This window comes from Bacillus sp. BP-3 (assembly GCF_028401955.1).
Classification (GTDB): Bacteria; Bacillota; Bacilli; order Bacillales; family Bacillaceae_G; genus Bacillus_A.
In genome coordinates this window covers 34,204-58,016 of record NZ_JAQOTJ010000005.1, presented here as the reverse complement: position 1 = coordinate 58,016, position 23,813 = coordinate 34,204, and the positions used below count along the sequence as shown (strand labels likewise).

General features: G+C 38.3%; 24 protein-coding genes. 20 read left to right on the top strand and 4 right to left on the bottom strand.

Annotation, left to right across the window (positions count from 1 at the left end):
* Positions 1-50: 50 nt before the first annotated feature.
* The 10 genes from PLX19_RS10205 (at position 51) to PLX19_RS10160 (ending at position 8,154) form a co-directional block, all read left to right on the top strand.
* Entirely contained in the window at positions 51-1,172 is a 1,122-nt protein-coding gene (locus PLX19_RS10205) for a nicotinate phosphoribosyltransferase (RefSeq protein ID WP_272188449.1), read from the top strand.
* A 362-nt stretch (positions 1,173-1,534) separates the two neighbouring features.
* Positions 1,535-2,848 (top strand): UDP-N-acetylmuramate--L-alanine ligase, encoded by a 1,314-nt coding sequence (gene murC / locus PLX19_RS10200; RefSeq protein WP_272188447.1) that lies wholly within the window; start codon positions 1,535-1,537, stop codon positions 2,846-2,848.
* 102 nt (positions 2,849-2,950) lie between these two features.
* Positions 2,951-3,364 (top strand): MerR family transcriptional regulator, encoded by a 414-nt coding sequence (locus PLX19_RS10195; RefSeq protein ID WP_272188445.1) that lies wholly within the window; start codon positions 2,951-2,953, stop codon positions 3,362-3,364.
* The gene (locus PLX19_RS10190; RefSeq protein ID WP_272188722.1) at positions 3,354-4,253 is read left to right on the top strand and encodes a DMT family transporter; all 900 of its coding nucleotides are present in this window, start codon (positions 3,354-3,356) and stop codon (positions 4,251-4,253) included. Before PLX19_RS10195 ends, PLX19_RS10190 begins: the two co-directional genes overlap by 11 nt.
* 72 nt (positions 4,254-4,325) lie before the next feature.
* The gene (locus PLX19_RS10185) at positions 4,326-4,877 is read left to right on the top strand and encodes a GNAT family N-acetyltransferase (RefSeq protein WP_272188443.1); all 552 of its coding nucleotides are present in this window, start codon (positions 4,326-4,328) and stop codon (positions 4,875-4,877) included.
* Between the two features lie 67 nt (positions 4,878-4,944).
* Positions 4,945-5,355: a PH domain-containing protein gene (locus PLX19_RS10180; RefSeq protein WP_272188441.1), complete on the top strand. Its 411-nt coding sequence runs from the start codon at positions 4,945-4,947 to the stop codon at positions 5,353-5,355.
* 196 nt (positions 5,356-5,551) lie between these two features.
* Positions 5,552-5,740, top strand: coding sequence for a hypothetical protein (locus tag PLX19_RS10175; protein ID WP_272188439.1), 189 nt, complete (start codon positions 5,552-5,554; stop codon positions 5,738-5,740).
* Between the two features lie 194 nt (positions 5,741-5,934).
* Positions 5,935-6,066 carry a hypothetical protein gene (locus PLX19_RS10170; RefSeq protein ID WP_272188438.1) on the top strand — a complete coding sequence of 44 codons (132 nt, stop codon included), beginning with the start codon at positions 5,935-5,937 and terminating at the stop codon, positions 6,064-6,066.
* A 78-nt stretch (positions 6,067-6,144) separates the two neighbouring features.
* Positions 6,145-6,720, top strand: a complete 576-nt coding sequence (locus tag PLX19_RS10165) for a histidine phosphatase family protein (RefSeq protein WP_272188437.1) — start codon at positions 6,145-6,147, stop codon at positions 6,718-6,720.
* A gap of 312 nt (positions 6,721-7,032) precedes the next feature.
* Positions 7,033-8,154, top strand: a complete 1,122-nt coding sequence (locus PLX19_RS10160; protein ID WP_272188436.1) for a PepSY-associated TM helix domain-containing protein — start codon at positions 7,033-7,035, stop codon at positions 8,152-8,154.
* A gap of 60 nt (positions 8,155-8,214) precedes the next feature.
* Here PLX19_RS10160 and PLX19_RS10155 read toward each other — a convergent pair whose 3' ends face one another.
* The 4 genes from PLX19_RS10155 to PLX19_RS10140 all read right to left on the bottom strand — a co-directional run bounded on the left by PLX19_RS10155 (position 8,215) and on the right by PLX19_RS10140 (position 11,791).
* Positions 8,215-9,450 carry an NAD(P)/FAD-dependent oxidoreductase gene (locus PLX19_RS10155; RefSeq protein ID WP_272188435.1) on the bottom strand — a complete coding sequence of 412 codons (1,236 nt, stop codon included), beginning with the start codon at positions 9,448-9,450 and terminating at the stop codon, positions 8,215-8,217.
* Positions 9,447-9,779, bottom strand: a complete 333-nt coding sequence (locus PLX19_RS10150) for a (2Fe-2S)-binding protein (protein ID WP_272188434.1) — start codon at positions 9,777-9,779, stop codon at positions 9,447-9,449. Before PLX19_RS10150 ends, PLX19_RS10155 begins: the two co-directional genes overlap by 4 nt.
* On the bottom strand, positions 9,776-10,048 hold the full coding sequence (locus PLX19_RS10145) for a (2Fe-2S)-binding protein (protein ID WP_272188433.1): 273 nt from the start codon (positions 10,046-10,048) through the stop codon (positions 9,776-9,778). Before PLX19_RS10145 ends, PLX19_RS10150 begins: the two co-directional genes overlap by 4 nt.
* A 72-nt stretch (positions 10,049-10,120) precedes the next feature.
* Positions 10,121-11,791, bottom strand: a complete 1,671-nt coding sequence (locus tag PLX19_RS10140; RefSeq protein WP_272188432.1) for a sigma-54 interaction domain-containing protein — start codon at positions 11,789-11,791, stop codon at positions 10,121-10,123.
* 277 nt (positions 11,792-12,068) lie between these two features.
* On the opposite strand from PLX19_RS10140, the gene PLX19_RS10135 reads away from it, so the two are divergent.
* The 10 genes from PLX19_RS10135 (at position 12,069) to PLX19_RS10090 (ending at position 23,699) form a co-directional block, all read left to right on the top strand.
* Entirely contained in the window at positions 12,069-13,244 is a 1,176-nt protein-coding gene (locus PLX19_RS10135; protein ID WP_272188431.1) for an NAD(P)/FAD-dependent oxidoreductase, read from the top strand.
* Complete coding sequence (locus PLX19_RS10130; RefSeq protein ID WP_272188429.1) at positions 13,241-14,278, top strand: proline racemase family protein; 1,038 nt, start codon at positions 13,241-13,243, stop codon at positions 14,276-14,278. Before PLX19_RS10135 ends, PLX19_RS10130 begins: the two co-directional genes overlap by 4 nt.
* Positions 14,275-15,228: a proline racemase family protein gene (locus PLX19_RS10125; RefSeq protein WP_272188427.1), complete on the top strand. Its 954-nt coding sequence runs from the start codon at positions 14,275-14,277 to the stop codon at positions 15,226-15,228. Before PLX19_RS10130 ends, PLX19_RS10125 begins: the two co-directional genes overlap by 4 nt.
* A 190-nt stretch (positions 15,229-15,418) precedes the next feature.
* The gene (gene dapA, locus PLX19_RS10120; RefSeq protein WP_272188426.1) at positions 15,419-16,312 is read left to right on the top strand and encodes a 4-hydroxy-tetrahydrodipicolinate synthase; all 894 of its coding nucleotides are present in this window, start codon (positions 15,419-15,421) and stop codon (positions 16,310-16,312) included.
* A gap of 121 nt (positions 16,313-16,433) precedes the next feature.
* A complete protein-coding gene (locus tag PLX19_RS10115) occupies positions 16,434-17,918 on the top strand; it encodes an aldehyde dehydrogenase family protein (RefSeq protein WP_272188425.1) in 1,485 nt (494 codons plus the stop codon).
* Positions 17,919-18,173: 255 nt separating this feature from the next.
* The gene (locus PLX19_RS10110; RefSeq protein WP_272188423.1) at positions 18,174-19,787 is read left to right on the top strand and encodes an APC family permease; all 1,614 of its coding nucleotides are present in this window, start codon (positions 18,174-18,176) and stop codon (positions 19,785-19,787) included.
* 192 nt (positions 19,788-19,979) lie between these two features.
* Positions 19,980-21,806, top strand: a complete 1,827-nt coding sequence (locus PLX19_RS10105; RefSeq protein WP_272188421.1) for a M3 family oligoendopeptidase — start codon at positions 19,980-19,982, stop codon at positions 21,804-21,806.
* Positions 21,800-22,714, top strand: coding sequence for a phosphotransferase family protein (locus PLX19_RS10100; protein WP_272188419.1), 915 nt, complete (start codon positions 21,800-21,802; stop codon positions 22,712-22,714). Before PLX19_RS10105 ends, PLX19_RS10100 begins: the two co-directional genes overlap by 7 nt.
* 26 nt (positions 22,715-22,740) lie before the next feature.
* Positions 22,741-23,238 carry a GNAT family N-acetyltransferase gene (locus tag PLX19_RS10095; protein WP_272188417.1) on the top strand — a complete coding sequence of 166 codons (498 nt, stop codon included), beginning with the start codon at positions 22,741-22,743 and terminating at the stop codon, positions 23,236-23,238.
* A gap of 29 nt (positions 23,239-23,267) precedes the next feature.
* Positions 23,268-23,699 (top strand): VOC family protein, encoded by a 432-nt coding sequence (locus PLX19_RS10090; RefSeq protein ID WP_272188414.1) that lies wholly within the window; start codon positions 23,268-23,270, stop codon positions 23,697-23,699.
* Positions 23,700-23,813: the final 114 nt, after the last annotated feature.

Below are 23,813 nucleotides of genomic sequence, written 5' to 3'. Positions count from 1 at the left end.
GCTGTATACTAAGAGAAAACGTTGGATAGTAAAGTAGGGAGTATAGCGACATGAAAGAAATCGAACTAAAATTACAAGGTGAAATAAAGCGACTGACAAATAAGACGTTCAAGTTTGATGAGCGCGTTGGTGAAGGATGGTTTTCAGCGGTTTATTTCTTAAAAACTCGTGATATTATTAAAGAATTTCGAGCGGAAAGCGTTGTGACAATGCAATTTTTCCAGAAAGAACACGCTGTATTATGTGGAACAGATGAAGTGCTTGCTTTATTACAAACATTTGCGGAGTACCCTGAAGAGCTTGAAATTCACACTTTAAAAGATGGGGATAAAGTAAGTCCGTTTGAAACGGTATTAACGATTCGCGGACCTTATGAGTATTTCGGCTATTTAGAAGGTGTCATTGATGGTATTTTAGGGCGACGCACTTCTGTGGCAACAAATGTGTATAACGTTGTACAAGCTGCGCGCAGCGGTCAGAAAGAGAAGCCTGTTATTTTCATGGGCGACCGTGATGATCATTATACACAACAAGCAGGTGATGGTTATGCTGCTTATATCGGCGGTATGAGCGCACAAGCAACACATGCGATGAATGAATGGTGGGGCAGAAGCGGAATGGGAACAATGCCTCACGCTTTAATTCAAATGTTTAATGGTGATGTTGTAGAAGCGGCAAAAGCATATCATAAAAAGTTTCCAAAAGATGAGCTAGTCGTACTAATCGATTACAATAACGATGTCATTACAGATGCACTTCGTGTTGCTCGTGAGTTCGGATCAGAACTAAAAGGCGTACGTGTAGATACATCGCGCACGATGATTGACCAATACTTCATTCGTCATCCAGAAGTACTTGGCACATTTGATCCACGCGGTGTGAATCCATCTCTAATCTTTGCACTTCGTAAAGCATTAGATGACGAAGGATTCCAGCACGTGAATATCGTAGTAAGCGGCGGCTTTGATGAAAAACGTATTCGTGAGTTTGAATCACAAAATGTTCCTGTTGATATTTATGGTGTCGGCAGTAGTTTATTAAAAATGAACATTGGCTTCACAGGTGATAACGTAGAATTAAACGGAAAACCAGAAGCGAAAGCAGGACGTAAATATCGTCCAAATCCGCGTTTAGAACGAGTTCAATTACAAGCAAGGGAAGACGCGGAATAAAGTGAAACTTCCATCGGTGGGGGAGCTTCATCCCTCACCGATGGTTAGCCCGTCCAATCGGGCTTTTACGGGCAGTTATTCCCAAACAATTTTCTTTGTTTCTCTCTGAATATTAAGTGAGGAATAGTTAGTTTTAAATAGTTGAATAAACGGAAAAACTGGTAGGGAATTGACCCTATCAGTTTTTCTGTTATCATAGTATAATGGATTGTTTTTTGCTATAATAGGTTTGTTATGGACTTATAAGGAAGCTTAGACGTGATTATAAGAAATTCGAGATGATTACCAAAATAAGAAGAAAATCATATACTGTCTTATAGATAGACCGTTGGAATAGTTCGAAATGTTGGAGGTTCTTTAAGATGACAGTTTACCATTTTGTAGGAATTAAAGGGACAGGGATGAGTGCTTTAGCGCAAATTTTACATGATATGAAGCATACTGTTCAAGGTTCTGATGTAGACAAACGTTTTTTTACGCAAACAGCGTTGGAAGAGCGTGGGATTTCTATCCTACCTTTTGATAAGAAGAATATTGAAGAAGGACAAGTGATTATTGCAGGAAATGCATTTCCAGATACGCATGAGGAAATTGAATATGCAAAAGAATTAAATTTACCTATTTATCGTTATCATCACTTTTTAGGTGATTTTATGAGCAAGTATACGAGCGTTGCTGTAACTGGTGCTCACGGAAAAACATCAACGACAGGTTTGTTATCTCACGTAATGCAAGGAGCGAGCCCTACATCTTGTTTAATTGGTGATGGAACAGGACTTGGAGTAGAGGATAGTAAGTATTTTGTATTTGAAGCGTGTGAATATCGCCGTCATTTCTTGTCGTATCATCCAGATTATGCAATTATGACAAATATCGATTTTGATCACCCAGATTACTTTGCAGACATTAATGATGTATTTAGTGCGTTCCAAGAGATGGCGCTGCAAGTGAAAAAAGGGATTATTGCGTGTGGTGATGATGAAGAACTTCAAAAGATTCAGGCGAAAGTACCAGTTATTTTCTATGGATTTGGCGAAGATAATGATTTCCAGGCACGTAACATTCAAAAACGAACAGATGGCACTGGATTTGATGTCTTTGTTCGTAATACGTATTATGGAACGTTCGAAATCACAGGTTACGGCAATCATAGCGTGCTAAATGCATTGGCGGTTATTGCCCTTTGTCATTATGAAAACATTGATGTCGAAGTTGTAAAACAGCAGTTAACAACATTTGGCGGCGTAAAGCGTCGTTTCAACGAAAAGGTAGTAGGTGAGCAAGTAATTATTGATGATTACGCACATCACCCAACGGAAATTACTGTGACAATTGAAGCAGCTCGTCAAAAACACCCAGAACGTGAAATCGTAGCAGTATTTCAGCCGCATACATTCTCGAGAACACAAAAATTCTTAGATGAATTTGCAGAAAGTTTACGTAAGGCAGATCAAGTATATTTATGTGATATTTTCGGTTCTGCGCGTGAAAATAGAGGAGAATTAACAATTCAAGACTTACAGCAACGCATTGATGGTGCAGAGCTAGTTACAGTTATGACGACAGAAGTATTAAAGAAACATAAAAACGGCGTACTTATTTTTATGGGCGCTGGTGATATTCAAAAGTTTGAAGCTGCTTATCTAAAGGAAGTTCAAGTAGCGGAGAAAAAGTAAGGAAATGAAAAGACGTGTAGAGATACGCGTCTTTTTTTGTTGTTGACCTAGAGTTAACTCTAGGTAGTAAGATAAAGTTGTGGAAGGTAAGGGGGAGATATGATGTATACAATTGGAAAAGTTGCAGAGTTAACAGGAATGAGCATTCATACACTTCGGTATTATGAGAAATTAGGATTAGTGCCGCCGCCAAAACGAAATAGCGGTATTCGTCAATATACAGATGGAGATGTGCAGTTTTTACAATTTCTATATTCCTTAAAACAAACGGGAATGTCATTAGAAGAAATTGCAGAGTTTGCAAGTGACGGTTGTATTTTAGAAGAAATTAAGCAAAGAAAAGAAGAAGTGCCTTCGAAAATAAAAAAGCGCATTTCCATTTTAAATGATCATTTAAAAAAGATAGAAGTCCAAAAGAAACAATTAGAACGAGTAATTCAACTTACAGAACAAAAACTAGAGATTTATCATGATTTTTTAGGAGAAAAGTACTGTGAGGGCGATGATGAAAAATAAAGTGTATTTAAAGTTGCTTGGATTTGCATTATTTACTGGTGGAACATTTAATGTTTCAAAATATGCAGTACAATATTTTTCAGTTGCTCACATTGCTGCGTGGCGTTTCGGCATAGCGGCGTTTGTTATGTTAAGTATTTTAGTTATCAGGAAAAATTTGAAGTTGGAAGAGTGTAAACAGAATATTGGTTACTACATGTTACTTGGGATAGTTGGTGTATTTGGGTTTAATTTCTGTTTCTTTTTAGGAATGAAAAGTACAGAGGCTATAAATGGCTCACTCATTATGGCTACGAATCCACTTGTTACGACAATATTAGCGAGGCTGATTTTACAAGAAAAAATAGTGAGAAGGCAAGTAATCGGAATGGCATTTGGATTTATTGGTGTAATACTTGTTATTACACAAGGGTCATTCTCTGTTATACAGAATTTATCTTTTTCCATAGGAGATTTGCTTATTTTATTGGGTAATGTTTGCTGGGGATTATATAGTGTATTAAGTAGAAAGCTTATTAAAAGTGGAAGTCCTATGCACACAACAACATATACGATGATTGTTGGAGCAATTGCTTTTCTTTGTGTTTCTCCTTTACAGAAAAATATAGTGCCTATTTTGGATATTCCTCTATTCGCCTGGCTTTCCATCTTATTTATGGCTATTGGAACGAGTGTATTAGGCTATTTATGGTGGAATAACGGGGTGTCTCAAATTGGGGCTGCTAAAACATCTTTATTTTTTAACTTAGTTCCAGTTGTAACAATGATTGTTTCTTTCTTAAATGGTGTAAATATAACTTCGGCACAAATACTCGGAATGATTTTAGTAATTAGTGGTGTTCTTCTTTCATCGGGATTCTTTACATTACGTGTTAAAAAAGTAGTATAAATTTGTAATTTTTATTAACAATTTACAAATTAAAGTGTTAGAATAATAAGAAAATAAAAAGGGGATTTAGAAATGTTTACACTCAGAGTCGATGAAGAAATCGAATTACAATTGTTGGAAAAACATCATAAAAATGAGCTGTACGAATTAGTGGACAGCAATCGAGAACATTTACGAGAATGGCTTCCATGGGTCGATCGTACGAAAACAGCGGAAGCGTATAATGAGATCTTTCCAATGTGGCTGCATCAATTCGCAGATGGAAATGGTTTTGAAGCAGGTATACGCTATAAAGGAAAACTCGTTGGGATGGTTGGTATTCATCCGGTGAATTGGGCAAAGAAAGCGGCAAGTCTTGGCTACTATCTTGCAGAAGAAGCAAGCGGAAAGGGCATAATGACACGAAGCGTAGAATGTGTGCTTCGTTATGCTTTTGAAAATTTAAAGTTAAATAAAGTTGAAATACATTGCGGCGTAAGTAATCAAAAGAGCCGTGCCATTCCAGAACGCCTTGGTTTTCATTTAGATGGAGTGCTTCGTGATGGAGAATGGTTATATGATCATTTTCATGACACTGCGGTATATAGTATGTTAGCGAGAGAATGGAAGAAAAGAAGCGTATAGTAGGACGCTTCTTTTTTTCTAAATTTACTAACAATTAATGGTACAATATGGTTAAGAGGTGATGGGAATGGAATTTCACATAAAAAAGAATCCAATTATGATATTGCTTACTGTCATTATGCTGCTACTTGTCGTAATCTCTCCTATTATATCATTCACGCTGAATGAAAAGGGATGGCTAGCAGGACTTGTGGTAGGAATATTATTTCTAGCTGTCGAGATTATTTCTATTTCTGAAATATTTGTGTTTCAACATAAAATCGTTAATGATGAGCTCGTAACAGGGCATTGGTTAACAAAGAAGAAAATTCCGCTTGAAAGCATTCGAACAATCCGGTTTGTTGGAAAAAGTAAGAGAAATTTAGAAATTACGTACGGCGATAATTTTGAAGTACATATGATTACAATGCCAAAAGAGAAAGAAAAATTTATGGAGCTGCTTTTGCAAGGAAGTCCTCATGTGAGAATAGAAAACTAAGTAAATAAACCCCTTAAACCCCTCTCTTTTAGGTGGGCGAGAACATCTGGGCATGTATGGAAGCGGCCAGGGCCTTTTTCTGCCATGTACGACGATAAAACAAAGAGAGAAAACGAGTGCAAATCATTTTTTATTTTAAATAACAGCAACTTATATGTTGAAAAATCAACATGGAATTATACATAAGGAGTAGCCGATGAAAAATATAAAAGTATTATTTTGCTTTGAAATGTTAACGGTGCTCATGATTTGTGTGAGGGGCTATGTCCGCTGGGAATGTCCTTTATACATGTCGATTGGAGTAGGGATTTTAGCAATCGTACTTCTCTATTATTTTCATTATCGATATGAGAAAAGTAAAGGGAAGAAATCTTTTAAGCAATAAAATATCAGTAACGATATGTATGCGGGGGTTTTTGATGGATATACAACTCCAAACGAAAAAGTTGCCTATGTTTTGGCTTTTCGTTTGGCAAGTGTTCAACGATTTCATGTTCATACGGATACAGTTTGGCTTGGGGATAAATTGATGTATGAAGTATGGGTTACTCCATCTACTTAAAATAGGGGGACAGAGATATGGAATCTGGGACGGCCTTATATAGTATTTTTTCAATATTAGGACTTGTTTTCTATGTCGCAGCAGCAGCCTTTGTAGTATGTGTTATGTTAACTGTATTAAAGAGAATGAGAGAACGAAATGAGTATTGAAAAGATATACGGGATGAGCTTAGAAAGAGGAATAATACTTCGAACTAAGTTCATTTTTCATCATTTGGAGGTTTTCACATGACTAAAATAGGGATCATTCGTCACGGGAGTACACCGTGGAATAAAGAAGGAAGAGCACAGGGGAGTTCAAATATTTCCCTTGACCAAGCTGGAATAGCGGATGCATATAAATTAGCAGAGCGTTTGCATAAGGAGAATTGGGATTTCATATATTCTAGCGATCTATTAAGAGCAAAGCAAACTGCTGAGATTATTGGAGAAAAACTTCCAACTATCCCCCTTTATTTAGAAGCTAGACTTCGTGAAGCAGGCGGAGGACAGATTGAAGGGACAACAGAAGAAGAGAGGATTTTAAAATGGGGAAAGAATTGGAGAGAGCTGGATTTAGAGATTGAAAGTGCTAATAGTGTGATTACAAGAGGCCTTTCAGTCATTGAAGAGATTTCATCTAAACATGATAATAAAAATATATTAATCGTTAGTCATGGTGCATTTATTAAACATCTTCTAAAGGAGTTGGTGCCTCATTTACATATGGCAGAATCTCCGAAAAATACGTCTCTAACAAAAATTATTAAACTAGAGAATGGTTGGGATTCAGAATTGTATAATTGCACTGTGCATTTAGAATAGAGTGTTGTAGTTTATTCCAGAATAATAAAACGAAGGATATACTTCTGCATACAACTTATAGGGCATATGACCAGAAAAAAGACGAAGCAGCTATTGAATCTCGATAGCTGCTTCGTCTTTTTTATATTGTAGATGTCAGTTGCATTTTAGAGCCTATTTTCCACTAAACTATGATTTTACAAAAATATATTCATAAGGGACTTTTTAGTTTACCAAAAAGCACCTTATAAATATATTCTCTCAACGTATTGACAATGATAATCGTTATCTTTAATATTAATTTGATTTTTCATTTCATTAAGGGGGACTTTTATGAAAGTTCGTGGTTTGGTTAGGAAGGTTCATTTATACCTTAGCATGATAGCTGGTATATTTATTGTGCTAATTGGATTGACTGGGAGTTTGCTTGTTTTTGACAACGAATTAAATCGTATGATTTATCCTGATTTATACAAAATAACTAAGGGTGAACCGGTTACATATCAGAAAGCTTTGCAAGTGGTAGCAAGTGCATATCCAAAGGGAGAAATTCAGCGTGTGTATACGCCAGATGATCCACACTCTCAAGGGGTTTATTTGTTTAATTTGAAAGAAGGAAAAGGGACGAAATCTGTATATGTTGATCCAGGGACTGGTAATATAAATGGAGATTTAGGGGAAAAGGCGTTTTTTAATCAAGTCAAAGAAATTCATTATCATTTACTTCTGAAAGATTTTAACGGTAAAGAAATTGTCGGTATTATTGGATTTGTTTTCTTTTTTATTAGTTTATCTGGCTTGTATTTATGGTGGCCTGGAATTAAAAAGTGGACACGTGGTTTTGTTATACGGCGCAGTAAGAATACATATGTAAAACAGTATGATCTACATAAAGTCATTGGAATCAGTGCTATGCCACTTTTATTAGTGGTTTCATTAACAGGGGCACTTTTTGCATACGATAAGACAATTTTTGACTGGGTCGGAGCGAAAACGAGTGTCATGCCACCGAAGGAGAAACTTATTTCTAAGCCTCTTTCAGGAGGAAAACTCCCTCTTGATCACTTGTTAAGTGAAGCTGAAAAGGCGGTTCCTCAAGGGACTATTACGCAAGTAAGGATGCCAGCGAAAGCTAAAAAAGGAAAAGCAGAAGGTGCTGTGGAAATTCGTTTGAGCCGTCCATACGATCCAGGGAATGGGAATGTGAAAATGTGGGTTGACCAGTATAGCGGGAAAGTGCTGTCTAAACAAGACCCAAAGGTGGATGATGGACTGAAGTATCAGACATGGCTTAAACCACTACATACAGGAACGTTTGGTGGTTCATTTACAAAAGTCTTATATGTGATTGGTGGTCTTACACCATCAATCTTAATGCTTACTGGGATATATATGTGGTGGCACAAGAAAAAGAATAAGCGAAAGCTAAAACATTCTTCAGTAACTGCAGCATAACTATAGAAGCCCAAATAAGAAATCCCGTCAGAACAAAAGCTGGCGGGATTTCTTATTTGATTACACAATTTTTTTAGAGGCCTTGTTATTTGAATAGAGGCGTTCCCAAAGTTCGTACATTTTGCTTCTGCCATTATCAATTTCAGGATTAAATTGAATTGCAGCTTGTTTGCGAACAGTGCGGACATGTTGCACTGCTTGTTGTAGTTGTTGATCAATTGTTCCTAATCCTTTTCCGACATGTTTGGCGATAGATAATCCTGCCGTTGTTCCTTGGGCCATGGCAATTTTACCGCTTTCGATGCCGGTAATATTACCAGCGACAAATAGCCCATCAAGAGGCGTTTCCATCGTCTCTGAATGGTGAGGGACGTGGCCGCCAAGTTCAGGAATGTATTGAAATGGACACCCGGCAACAGCAGCAAGCTCTGCTAGCGGATATAAGCCGCCTGCAATGCAGACGAAATCTGCATTGCAAATTGTTTCAGATCCCTGAATAATATTGCCATTTGTATCAATATCGGCCACGCGTACCCCTTCAACTTGATCTTCACCGATAATTTCAAGCGCTGCTTTCCGAAGTTGGAGAGGGGTACCATTTACTTTCATGCCGTTTTTCGGATAAAAGTTTAAACCAATTTTTCTAATCCAGTCATTTTTCATGAAATAGCTCCCGATGCGTAGCAGCGGCGATGGAGCGAGATGTGCTGCATTTAAGAGAGAGTTCATGACCGTTTCGGGGTCACCAGCTTGTTTACTAAGGACACTTTTTTCCGGAAGCACAATGCGATCAACTGTTATACCAGCTAGTTGTAATTCATTTAAAATCGCAAATGATAAAATATTCGCTCCGATAATGACTCCTTTTTGGCCGACTTGGACACGGTGAACATTTGTCATTACTTGCGCTGCGCCGATTGACATGACACCAGGAAGGGTCCAGCCCGGAAGCGGGATAGAGTACTCAGCCGCCCCGGTAGCTACTAATACAAATGGTGCTTCTAGCGTACCGAAACTTGTATGCACATTCCATATGTTATTTTCCTTATTTAAGTTGTAAACAGATACGCCGCAACGAATATCGACTTCCAATTGCTGCGCTTTTTGATAAAGGCGTTTCGATTCTTCAATTCCATTCCACCATTCACCAGAAGGCTCTTGATGAAGTTGTCCGAGTAATCTGCCGCCTGGCTTTATAAATTCATCAATAACGGTCACTTTGAGACCAAATTCCGCCGCAGCAATAGCTCCTGCTAATCCTGCTGGACCTGCTCCAATTACAATAACATCTATCATCGCTTTTCCACCATCCTTCTTACAATATTCGGATGCTGTTTCCCGCTTTCAACGACCATATCTTGCTGGGCGACTGTTAAGCAAGCTCTTACGTTTGGTTGCTGATTGACAGTTACACGACATTCTAAGCAGTGACCGATGTTGCAATAAATTCCTCTAGGTGTTCCGGTATCTTCATGAACACGTAGTTTTCTTATCCCATTTGCTAAAAGAGCAGCGGCAATCGTTTCATTTTCATACGCTTCATATTCGACTCCATCAAATTGAAAAGAAATACGTTCTCTATCATCTAAATTCCCTAAAATGGGATGATTCATAATTCTATTCATTGTTTTTCACCTACTGTCCCAAATGTCACCGGCCGAACTGGGGGCTGGTATTTTAACGGAATTTCACTAGGTGATACATTAGGGATGATGCTTTCAATAATGTTATCTAATGTTAGGCGGCACGTGCGGCCTCCGCAAAAGCCCATTCCTGCTCGTGTTCTTAATTTTAATTCTCTCGCTGTGCATTGATGCTGATTTGCTGTTTGATGAAGTTGTCCATAAGTAACCTCTTCACAACGACAAACTACAATGCTATCTTTGTTCCCCATTTGAATTCCTCCTCCATTGTCGTTCATAAAAATACTATGCAAAAAATGTGCCAATATAGAGGAGGAAGAGCGTTAGTTTAAGTTAAGCCGCTTTAATCGATTATATAAGGTGGCTCTTGTGATACCGAGCTGTTTTGCGCACTCTAATTTATTTCCATCTAAAATATGTAACGCTCTTTCAATTATCTTTTTCTCATGTTGATCCATTTCTTCTTGCAATGGTAAGATGGTGCAATCATTTTCTAGGAGTACATGATTTGCAGTCTTTAGCGTGTCTTCAAGGCTAATATTGTTGGTATGGAAGGGTAAGTACTCTCTTTTTATTACACCATCTGTTGCGAATACGATAAGTCGCTCTATGACGTTGCGCAGTTCGCGAATGTTACCAGGCCAATTATAGCGAAGCAGTTCATGCATGACTTCTGGCGGGAATTCATGAATTGGCCGCTGATAACTCAAAGAAAAATCATGTAAAAAATAATGAGTTAATTCAATAATATCTTCTTGCCGCTCTCTTAAAGGAGGGATATGCAAACTAACTACATTTAGCCGATAATATAAATCTTCACGGAACTGTCCTTGTTTCATCAATTCTTGTAAATCACGATTTGTGGCAGCGATGATACGGAAGTCGATGTTGATTTCTTTTTCTCCGCCGACCCGATAATATTTCCGTTCCTGCAGTACGCGTAGAAGCTTTACTTGCATTTCGAGGGGCATTTCACCTATTTCATCAAGAAACAACGTCCCACCTTTTGCTAGTTCTATTTTTCCCTTTTTTCCTTTACTGTCAGCACCAGAGAAGGCGCCCCGTTCGTATCCGAATAGTTCACTTTCAAATAAAGATGCCGGTATTGCACCGCAGTTAATCGAAATAAAAGGCGCTTTCGGTTCCTCGCTTGCTTCATGAATCGCTTTGGCAAACACCTCTTTTCCTACACCACTTTCGCCTAATATGAGAACAGTAGATTTTACAGAACATACTCTTCTAGCTAAATCTACTGTTCTTTGCAGGGCAGCACTTTTTCCTTTAATGGAATGAAAGGGATCGGATGAATCCTTATATTTTGCTACTTCTTGTTCTAGCCGGTGTACTTCATTGGACATGTTAAATAATTTCTCATTCAGTACAATTTGATTTGTAATATCTGTTTCTGAAACGACTGCACCGATAATCTGATCGTTAAAATAAACTGGGTTAGAGTTAATTAAGACAAATAAATCAGACTGAGGCTGATGGTGCTGTCTTGCAATGCGTTTCCCTTTATGTAGAGATTGCAAGATTTCTAGATTTTTATAATCAAAGAAATCAGTAATTGGTCGGCCAATTATATTTTGCCGCTTAACCGAGAATATTTTTTCTGCTCCTTCTGTCCATGTACGAACACGTTCCTTATCATCAATGACCGTGACAGAAGAATCCGTCGTTTGAATGACAGTTTCATAAAAAGCTTTTAATTGATTGTAAGAGTTATGAAGAAAATGAATGAGTTGAGCAGCTGTTATACAGCCTACTGGATGTTTGTTTGTATCAAGAATAATAGCTGTGGAATGATGAGTAAACGCCTGAAGCAAGGTGAATAATGAATCATCTTCGTATACGATTTTGCATGGAATCTCAGGCGTTTTTGGTGTTGAACGATAATAAAATTCTCCGTTTTTCTGTTCGATCTGCTGTTTATCGAATGATGTATCTATTAGATATTGTTTTATTATTTCTTTTACTGACGGCAATGAAAACATATTGATCCCCTCCCATACTGTAAAAAAATATTAACACTGTAAAGGAAATTATACACTTATTTACAAAAAATTTAAAATGTTTTGGAATAAAGTGAAACTTCCATGAGTGGGGGAGTTTTTTCATCTCCACTCATGGTTAGCCTGTCCAATCGAAGAAAAGTGAAGCTTCTATCAGCGCGGGAAGAAATAATAATTCATTTTGAAAGTTTTACGTTAATTGGCACACGAATTGCATTTTTAGGTAATGAAGCCATTTCATCGAGAGGAGGAATGTCATGTGAACCATTGTGACGTGTTAGTCATTGGCGGGGGAATTATTGGTTGTTCGATTGCTTATTATGCTTCTAAATACGGAAGAGACGTAACGATAATTGAAAAAGGGGAATTTGTTAGTGGCACGTCTTCACGATGTGACGGCAATATTTTGGCGATTGATAAAGACCCAGGTTTTGATAGTCAGATGTCGTTGTTTAGTCAAAATTTAGTGGATGAACTAAGTAGAGAGTTAGAGCATTCATTTGAATATCGTGCTCCGGGAAGCATCCTCGTTTGTGAATCAGATGAGGAGATGGAAGCGGCGCAAAAATGGGTAGACCGTCAAAAAGCCGCGGGTTTACCATTTCGAATGCTTGACCGACAGGATATTCGGCAGGAGTCTCCCTTTTTTGCAGATGATTTATTAGGGGGGCTAGAATGTGCCACTGATTCCACAGTGAACCCTTATCTTTTAGCTTTTTCCCTTTTAGAGGAAGCGAAAAAACTGGGAGCTAAAGCTTTCAAACATACAGAAGTAAAGCAAATGAAAAAAGAAGAAAGTGGTTCATTTATTGTAGAAACGACAAACGGAGTTTTTACTGCAGATCATGTCGTCAATGCGGCAGGAGTCTGGGCGCCTAGAATCGGAAAGATGCTAGATCTGTCGATACCGATTGAACCGAGAAAAGGACATATTATCGTCGCTTCAAGGCAGCAGCATGTAGGGTCCCGAAAAGTAATGGAGTTTGGCTATTTAATTTCTAAGTTTGGTGGAAAACGCATTGTTGACCCGCTAACTGAGAAATACGGGGTTGCTCTTGTCTTTGAACCAACAGAAAGTCAAAACTTTTTAATTGGCAGCAGCAGAGAGTTTGTTGGCTTTCATACGGCAGTAAACAATGAAGTCATTAAATGTATTGCAAACCGGGCAATCCGGTTTTATCCGAAAATGGCAGACATGATGGTAATTCGTTCATATGCAGGGTTGCGTCCGTGGACGGAGGATCATTTGCCGATCGTTTCACGCGTAGATACAATTCCAAATTATTATATTGCGGCGGGCCATGAAGGAGACGGCATTAGCCTCGCAGCAGTAACAGGGAAAATAGTAGAAGAACTCATTAACGAAAAAGAAACGTCTATTCCCGTTGATCCGCTTAGCTTTAACCGATTTACAGAAAGGATGTTGAGCAGATGAGGGCACAAAGAGTCTTTACAACAATTGATACACATACAGGCGGGAATCCGACGAGAACATTAATTAGCGGGCTTCCAAAACTAGTTGGGGAAACAATGTCAGAAAAAATGCTCCATATGAAAAAGGAATATGATTGGATTCGCAAACTGTTAATGAATGAACCGCGCGGCCATGATGTCATGTCTGGTGCTTTATTAACGGATCCTTGCCATCCAGAAGCTGATATTGGAGTAATTTACATAGAGACGGGTGGATATTTACCAATGTGTGGACATGACACGATTGGTGTGTGTACAGCTCTAGTTGAGTCTGGATTGATTCCCATTCAGGAGCCCGTTACTTCCTTAAAGTTGGATACGGCTGCTGGACTCGTTGAAGTAGATATTTCAATAGAAAATGGAAAAGCAAAAGAAGTGTCTTTTTGCAATATCCCGGCGTTTCTTTTAAAAAGCATTTCTGTTGATGTCGAGGGAATTGGGCGCATAGATGCCGATATTGCGTATGGCGGGAATTTTTACGCAATTATTGAAGCGAAATCGGTTGGATTGGAGTTAATTCCAGAAAATGCTTCTCATATAATTGAAACAGCAATCAACATTAGAAACACCATTAATGAAAAAGTTGAAATCGTTCATCCACAATATTCGTTTATTAAAGGGCTAACCCATGTTGAGTTTTATACTGAACCAACTCATGAGGAAGCGGATGTGAAAAACACAGTGATTGTTCCTCCGGGGGGAATCGACCGTTCTCCATGCGGAACGGGTACCTCTGCGAAATTAGCTGTCCTATATGCGAATCAAGAAATTTCAATTGGCGAAGAATTTGTTCATGAAAGCATTGTCGGTTCCTTATTTAGAGGACGCGTATTGGAAACGACGGATGTGGAAGGGGTTGATGCTGTTGTAACCCAAATTACAGGATCCGCTTGGCTAATGGGAATGCACCGATTCTTCTACAATGAGAAAGATCCACTTAAAGAAGGCTTTCTGCTCATTCCGCCAATGGAACATGAAACGGAGGACGTGAAATGAAAATTCAGAAGACGTATTCAACAACAGATGTACACGTAGCTGGAGAAGCGTTTCGTGTTATTAAAGATGTGCCATTCATTCATTATCAAAATTTGGAGCAGTTAAATGAGCAGTTTATGCATGTATTTGCAAATGATATCTATCTTTTATTGAATGAACCGCGCGGATTTGCTGGGATGAATGGCTGTCTTGTTGTTCCAACGATTAGCGAAGAAGCAGATGCTGCAGTATTATTTTTAAATCATGAAGGAACGGTTCCGATTCATTACGGCGGCATTGTTGCTGTTATTACAACTTTACTGGAATGCGGTCATTTGCAGCCGAGAGCGTCAAATGAATATAAAATCGAAACGCTCAGAGGTGTGATTTCCGTTATCGCTATGATGGAGAATGATGAGGTAGTTTCAGTGGCGATAGAAAGTGAACCGTGTCACATAGTGGAGACAAACATTCCATTGTCTCAGTCAAATGTCAATACACAGTTCTCCCTCGTACAAGGCGATCGATTATATGCAGTGTTTGAGAAAGGTGATATTGCCACAGAGATTCGTATTGAGGAACTGGCTGAATTGAAGAGATGGGGACAAACGATGTATCAGGCTCTTGAGTCGAAATTTCCAGTAAGAGGTATCATTTTAATGGATGATTCGCATGTGCAAGAGGGCCGAATTAAAACAATCACGTTTCGTGAAGACCAGTACATTGTTCGCTCTCCAAGCTTTGAATCGACAAAGGCGTGCTATACAAGTTTACTTTCTAAAGGGAAATTGTATATGGAACCGCCACTTGTAAATGAAAGTATTTTCGGGAGTACTTTGACAGTACAAGTAGCGAAACAAACAGAGGATGGATACAAATTCACTTTAAAAAGCCGCGGCTTTATTACAGGAATGCAACTATTTGTATTAGATCCGACAGATCCGTTACCTGCTGGATTTTTACTGAAATAATGGAAGTGTAACCGATTATCTTTGTATGAGATTTATAGAGTAATAAAAAACAACATGAAAATCCTTTTTTAGGGCAGACGAGAGCATCTGGCCATGCATAGAAGATATCATGTTTTATTCTGCACAGCCGCGATATGTTGAACAATCAAAATGAATTTAGATAGTGAAAAATATTAAGGGGGAAATAGAAATGACAACAATTAGAGGAGCTTATCCAGTATTAATTACGCCAATGACTGGGGCGCAGGAGATTGACTGGGACGGTGTGAAAAATAATGTGAACTACTTCGTAGATCAAGGCGTTGCAGGGATTGTAATTAATGGAAGTACCGGAGAGTTTGTAAGTTTATCAAAAGAAGAAAAGTTCCAAATGGTTGAAACTGTATTAAAAGAAGTAAACGGCCGTATTCCGGTTATTGTAGGAACAGCAGCTGAAACAACAAAAGAAACGATTGAATATACGAAACAGGCGGAAGCACATGGTGCAGATTGTGCGCTCATTATTAATTCTTATTACTGTAAACCGAAAGAAGAAGAAATTTATTTCCACTTTAAAGAAGTATCAAATGCAGTGAATGTACCGATTATGCTGTACAACAATCCATTTACATCAGGCGTTGATATGAGTACAGAGTTGATGCTGAAAATCGGCAAAGAATGTGAAAGAGTTACCCACATTAAAGAATCAAGTGGAGATATCCGCAAAGCGAGAGATCTTGTTAGACAAGGTAAAGGGGACATTGAAATTTTCTGTGGTTCAGAAGATTTAGTTATGGAGTCTTATTTGGTCGGGGCAACAGGCTGGATTTCTGTTGCAGGGAATATTGTACCAAAGCTTGTTACCCAAATGTTCAATCACTTCCAAAACGGTGAGTTAAAAGAAGCTTGGGAAATCAATGATCGTATTTTACCGCTTTGTGAATTCCTTGAAGGATCAGGAAAATATGTGCAAATTGTGAAACGTTCGATGGAATTGAATGGACAGGCAGGCGGACCTTCACGCTATCCTCGTTTAGGGTTGACATCTGAGGAAGATCAAAAGCTTAAGGATATTTTAGCAAGTTTAACTGCACAACGTGTATGAAAGGAAAAACTCATCCATAAGGGGGATTCACCCCCTATTTATGGTTAATTGCAGATTTTTTTTGGTTTCTCATACCACAAATCACAAATAGCAAGATATAAAATGTAAAGGGGAGAGGAATATGTTAACTACACAAATCGAATTAAAGCCGAGGGTAAAAGCTTTTTTAGAAGGAAATATTGAACTCTTTATTGATGGGAAATTTGTACCAGCGGTAAGCGGCAAAACGTTTGAAACGTATAATCCAGCAACAGAAGAAGTACTTGCCTTCGTAAGTGAGGCTGGGGAAGAAGATGTTGATTTAGCAGTAAAGGCTGCACGCAGAGCATTTGAAAAAGGAGCATGGCCTGACTTAAGTGCGGCTGAAAGAGCTCATTTCATTTACAAGTTGGCTGATTTAATTGATGAGCATAAAGAAGAACTAGCACAATTGGAAGCGCTCGATAATGGAAAACCATATCAAGTAGCACTAGAGGACGATATTCCAGCAACAGTAGAGCATTATCGTTATTATGCTGGCTGGGCAACGAAAATACTTGGTCAAACAACGCCAATTTCAAAGGACTATTTAAACTATACACGCCATGAACCAATTGGGGTTGTTGGTCAAATTATTCCATGGAACTATCCGTTAGTAATGGCGGCGTGGAAAATGGGGGCAGCACTGGCGACAGGATGTACAATCGTCTTAAAACCTGCTGAGCAAACACCATTATCTCTGTTATATACAGCGCAACTTTTTAAAGAAGCTGGCTTCCCGGACGGCGTTGTCAATTTCGTTCCTGGATTTGGTCAAACAGCAGGAGCAGCAATTGTGAATCATCATGATATCGAAAAAGTGGCTTTTACAGGTTCGACTAATACTGGTAAATATATTATGCGCCAAGCAGCTGAAACAATTAAACATGTGACGTTAGAGCTTGGAGGAAAATCACCAAATATTATTTTAGAAGATGCAAATATAGAAGATGCAATTACTGGTGCCTTTAACGGTATTATGTATAACCATGGACAAAACTGTAGTGCAGGATCTCGCGTGTTCGTTCACCGAAAGCATTATGAAAAAGTGGTGGAAGAATTTGCAAAACTTGCGAACGATGTAAAACTTGGTGCAGGAATGGAAAGAGGTACGGAAATGGGACCACTTGTTTCGAAAAAGCAACAAGAGCGCGTGTTACATTATATCGAAAAGGGAAAAGAAGAAGGCGCAAGAATTGCAGCTGGCGGTGCGAAGGCATTTGAAAAAGGGTACTTCGTCAGGCCAACTATTTTTGCTGATGTTACAGATGATATGATTATCGCCAAAGAAGAAATTTTTGGTCCAGTAGTGGCAGTTCTGCCGTTCGATACGGTAGAAGAAGTAATTGAAAGAGCGAATAACACACCATTTGGACTCGCTGCAGGTGTATGGACAGAAAATGTTAAAACTGCACACCAAGTAGCGAATCGCTTAAAAGCTGGTACAGTATGGATTAATGATTACAACTTAGAAGATGCAGCAGCGCCGTTTGGTGGTTATAAGCAATCAGGTATTGGGCGCGAAATGGGCTCTTATGCGCTTGATAATTATACAGAAGTGAAGAGTATTTGGGTGAACTTGAAATAAAGATTGAAAACAGATATAAAAAACCCTTTTTTTAGGTGGGAGAGAGCATTTGGCCGTACATAGCAGCGGTCAGTGCCTTTTCCTGCCACATGCGAGGTTTAAAACAAAGGGAGAAAGTGAGTTAGGATATTCTATCTAGTAAACTTTTAAGGGAAATCTATATTGCCCTTCTAGAAAATGATAAAGTAATGGCAATAGTCTCCTTTTAAAATACTGAAAATTAAGAAAATAAAACAAGAGGGGAGAGGTTAGAGGATGTCTAATAAAGGTAAGTTTAAAAGAGAAATATCACTATTAGATTTAGCCTTTATCGGTTTTGGCTCTATGTTTGGATCAGGCTGGTTGTTTGCTGCTAGCCATGTTGCTGGAATAGCAGGTCCGGCGGGAACTATTTCATGGATCATTGGTGGATTTGCTATTTTGTTATTAGGACTTGTATATTGTGAACTTGGGGCAGCACTTCCACGAGCTGGAGGAATTGTTCGCTATCCTGCATATTCTCACGGTCCGATACTTGGATATTTACTTGGATTCATTACTCTTATTGCATTTTCAAGTTTAATCGCAATTGAAGTAGAAGCGGCTAGGCAATATGCTGCAGCTTGGTGGCCAAGTCTGACGCAAGAAAACTCTACTTTACCGACTGTAAGCGGCTGGCTTATGCAATTTGGACTACTCGTCATTTTCTTTTTGTTAAATTACTGGAGTGTAAAAACATTTGCGAAAACAAATTTAATCATAACCATCTTTAAATTTTTTGTACCAGCATTAACAATTGTTGTATTGTTAATGTATTTAAATGCCGATAATTTTTCAAGTGCTGATTTTGCGCCGTTTGGATTTTCTGGTGTACAAGCAGCCATTTCTGCCGGTGGTGTTATTTTTGCTTATTTAGGACTGACGCCTATTGTATCAGTTGCAAGTGAAGTGAAAAATCCGCAAAGAACGATACCGATTGCTCTTCTTTTATCTGTCGTCTCTTCAGCGATTGTTTACGTTCTTTTGCAAGTTGCTTTTATTGGAAGCATTCCAACTGAAATGCTTAGCAACGGCTGGGCGGGAATTAGTAAAGAATTTAGTTTACCATTTAAAGATATTTCTCTTTTATTAGGACTAGGCTGGATGGCCTATTTTATCGTTTCCGATGCGATTATATCACCGAGCGGAGCGGGGAATATTTATATGTCAGCTACTCCTCGCGTTATATATGGCTGGGCTCAAGGCGGAACATTATTTAAAGTATTTTCTAAAGTTGATGAAAAATCAGGCATACCAAGACCGGCTCTTTGGCTTACTTTTGCTCTTTCTATTTTCTGGACATTACCGTTTCCTTCATGGGAAGCACTAATTAATGTTGTTTCTGCAGCGCTTGTATTAAGTTATGCCCTTGCACCGATTACAGCGGCGGCACTTAGAAAACGGACTCCTGAGCTAAATCGTCCATTTTTGGTAAAAGGAATGTCAATTATCGGGCCTCTTTCATTTATCATTGCTTCATTAATTGTGTACTGGTCTGGTTGGAAAACGCTTTCTTGGTTACTGTCTTCACAAGTTATCATGTTTGTCATTTATCTATGCTGTAAAAAATGGGTACCAACTTCACAAGTATCTTTAGCCCAGCAAATTAAGTCATCGTTATGGCTCGTTTTTTACTACATTGCCATAATGGTAGTGTCATACTTCGGTATGTTTGGAGAAGGAAAGGGGTATTTAACAAATTCAACAGATTTGCTAGCGGTTAGTATTGTTTCCTTGATTAGCTATTACTGGGCGGTTCATACGGCTTTACCGGTTGTGGACTTGGATGATGAAGATGAAGTAGAAAGCACTGATTATGTAAAGATAGAAAATGCGCCGGTTAGTAAATGATTTTGTATAGGTACAAATCCTAAAATCTTTTTCCTGCCAGGTGCGGGGCTTAAAAAGGAGAAAACAAAAACATTGAGAGGGAAGAAGCGTAAAGAGAACGCTTCTTCCTTTTTTTCTGAATTTACTAATTTCTTTCATGGTATAATATGGATAGCTACGGGTAAGAACGAAATTTGTTAGGAGGCGGATACATTGCGTGAGGCTTTACAACAACGCTGGAGTTTGGATGAGATTTTTCCTGGGGGAAGTGAGTCGAATAGCTTCAAACAGTTTCTTATAAAACTTGAGGGAGATGTTGTTAAAGAAACAGCCACAACAATAGAAATTAAGGAACTAGAATCAATTAGTGGATATGAAGAGTGGATTGAACAAATGAATCGAATTCAAGAGATGTCTATTCGTTTGCTAGAAGCAACCCACTTTGTGGAATGTTTGGAATCAGAAAATGTGGAAGATGAGCAGGCTGTTATATTAAGTGAAAAAGCAAGGAATATCTCATCACAATTTGAGATCGTCATCAGCAATTTTGAACAAACTTTGGTACATATACCGGACGAGATTTGGGAGCAGGTATTGCAGCTGGAACAAATCAAACCAATCGCTTTTCCACTTCAAGAAAAAAGAGAAAAGGCGAGAGGGAAATTACCGGTAGCACAGGAAAAGTTGATCCAAGATCTTTCTATTAATGGCTATCATGCTTGGGTCAATTTACATAACTCTATCATCGGAAAAACGAAGATTGTTCTAGAGGAAGATGGACAAAGAAAGTACCTTAATTTTGGACAAGTATATAATCAATTACATTCATCTATCAATCATTATTCTAGAACGAATCTCGTAAATGCTTTACATAATGCAGGCGAAAAAGTAGCTGAGACATGCGCAGTAGCTCTAAATAATATTGCTGGTTTTCGCCTACAAGTATATAAATATCGGGGAGTAGATTCCATTTTAACAGAACCGCTCCGTTACAATAGAATGTCACAATCAACGCTTGATTCTATGTGGGAGGCTGTCAATCAAAGTAAGCCTGTCATAGCTTCATATTTAAAAAGAAAGGCACGTTTACTAGGGTTAGAAAAAATGGATTGGTTCGATATATATACGCCTATAGGAAAAGTAGCGAAGACTTATACATATGAAGAGGCTGCTGAAATAATCCTTACTGGGTTTCATTCTTTTAGCCCTAAATTAGCGAATTATACAGAAAGAGCATTTCAGGAAGGTTGGATTGATTCTGAAAACAGGAATACAAAAGCAAGTAGAGGATTCTCAGCTAGATTTCCGCTAACGAAGCAAGCTCGTATCTTCATGAATTTTCAAGGAACACATAATAATCTCGCTATACTTGCCCATGAATTAGGACATTCTTTTCATCAAGGCATTATTTCAAATGATGTTCCGCCATTTGCGCAGCAGTATACGATGGCTGTTAGTGAAACAGCTTCTACGTTTGCAGAAACGCTTATTTTAAATAAAGTAATTCAAGATACTTCAAATGAACATGACAAACTGCTTCTTCTAGAGGCAAAGATACAAACAGCGCTTAGTTATTTGATCGGAGTACAGGGGAATTTTATGTTCGAAAGAGATTTTTATGAAATTCGAAAAGAGCGGGTTGTAGGAGTCGATGAATTGAGCCATTTGATGAAAAAAGCACAGCAGTACGCATTCAATGATTCTCTTGCTTCTTATCATGATTTTTCATGGGTTTGGAGTCGTCATATCTATTTCACAGATAAACCTTTTTATAATTTCCCGTACACATTTGGTTTTCTATTTAGCCAAGGAATCTACGCAACTGCACTTCAAGAAGGACATTCATTTGAAGAAAAATATATAGATTTGCTTCGAGATACTGGCAGAATGACTGCTGAACAATTAGCTTTTCACCATCTTGGCTTTGATCTAACAAAACAAGAATTCTGGGAGAAAGCAATGCAAATTGTTTTACAAGATATAAAAGATTTTTTTGCTTTAACGGAGAAGACTCTCAGTGAGGAGGGGATGCAATGTTGAATGTAGCATCAAGAACAGAAGAGTTAAGAACGAAACTACAAAACGTATTAGCTAGCCAATATAAAGAGTTGGGAATTAAAAGTTTAGAAGTAGCAGGAAGCGGCGTCCAAAATGTTGTCTTTCGAGGAGGTTCGAAAACAGGTTCATTTGCTTTTCGTGTACCGTGGGAGCGCGAAGTTGCTAATATCAATGAAAATTTATTTAGTAGCCGCCTTTCATTACAAAAAGAAGCAAAGCTTTCTAAGTTTTGTCATTCTCAAGGAATTCCTGTGCCAGCCGTTCATAGACTGCATCTTTCTGAGGAACTTGATTTTTTAATTTCGGATTATATAGTTACTGACTCTACTCCGATTTCTTCTTACCAAATTGGAGAATTAGCCAATAAGCTTCATCATATGCCGATTGAAGGCTTACATTATGAAAATGAGAATGGGGAGTCGACAGAAAAGCATATAGCAGAGCGCCTTGTCAGAAGGCTACAATCATTTAACGAAATTACTTCTTTACGTATTCCATTTCCAAAAGCAGAAGAAATTGAGGCGACTCTAAAGGCAGGGGAACAGATAAAAAGGCTGCTCCATATGGATATTCGACCTGCCAATATAATTGGTCATGGCGGAGAAATTCAGGCAATCGTTGACTGGGACAATGCTCTCATTGGTCACCCGCTTCTCGAACTGATGAGAATAGCGGAAGTGAATGAAGTGAATTGGAGTGAATTTAAGGCCGGATATAAAAATGAGCATATTTTTGATTCTCTTCCAAAAATTGTTTGTCTATTTTACAGGCTTGATACGGCGCTGATGCTTGCGAACCTTTTTATCTCTCATCTTAAAATAAAAGATAAAGGATTGTATTATAAGGAACGTGTTGAAGTAATTGGTAATGAAATACATAAAATTTTATAAATTTAGTAGAATTAGGAGAAATAAATATGGATATAAATTTGGAAATTGAAAAAGTAAAACTAGAGAATAAAAGCGTTTTAAAGAATTTAACGGAACTATATAAATACGACTTTAGCGAATTTGACCCTGAAGATGTGAATGAGCATGGTTTGTATGAATATATGTATGTAGATCATTATTTTACAGAGGAAGGTCGCTTTCCGTTTTTTATTAAAGTGAATGAAAAGTATGCAGGCTTTGCATTGATTCGCGCGATTGAGGAAAATGGCTGTACATACTACTCTATGTCAGAATTTTTTGTCATGAAAAAATATCGGAAAAGTGGTGTAGGAAAACAAGCGGCTTTTCAATTGTTTTCTAAATTCCCGGGGGAATGGGAAGTTTCAGAGATGGAAGAAAATGTTCCAGCTCAAGCATTTTGGAGGAAAGTCATTTCAGCGTACACGAATAATGAATACCGTGAGATAAGAAAAGACGGTTGGGACGGACCGATTCAAGTGTTTGATTCGAGCGGGAGTATGTAAGTGTTTCTATACATTATGGGGGGAGTATCATGGTACTACAACGAGTAAGCTTACTAACAATTGGTGCGTTTAACTTACCGGTTCTTCGCGCGTTTTACAAAAGCTTAGGATGGGAAGAAACAGAAATCAGTTCAGATACTTACGCTGCGTTTAAAACGGCGGGTGTTATTCTTTCGATTTTTCCTATTGAGGAATTAGCAAAGGATGCTGGCGTTTCAATCACTCAAGACGTAGAAACGTTTCGTGGTGTAACGTTTGCGATTAACGTTGATCATCCTGAACAAGTTGATACAACGATTGAGGAAATTCGAAAAGCAGGCGGAAGAATTTTACGCGAGCCAAGCGATGCGTTCTGGGGAGGGAGAACAGCATATTTTGCTGACCCTGAAAATAATCTTTGGGAGGTTGCTTGGAACCCAGATTCTGTATTTGATGAAAGAGGGGCTATGCTTACTTTTTAATTATTAGAAAGGGAATTTTATATGAATATGAAAACCTATCCCGTAACGCCAGATGATTTGAAGTTAATTGAGGAAGCGACAACGAAAATTAAAACCTTATATAAAGAAAATTGT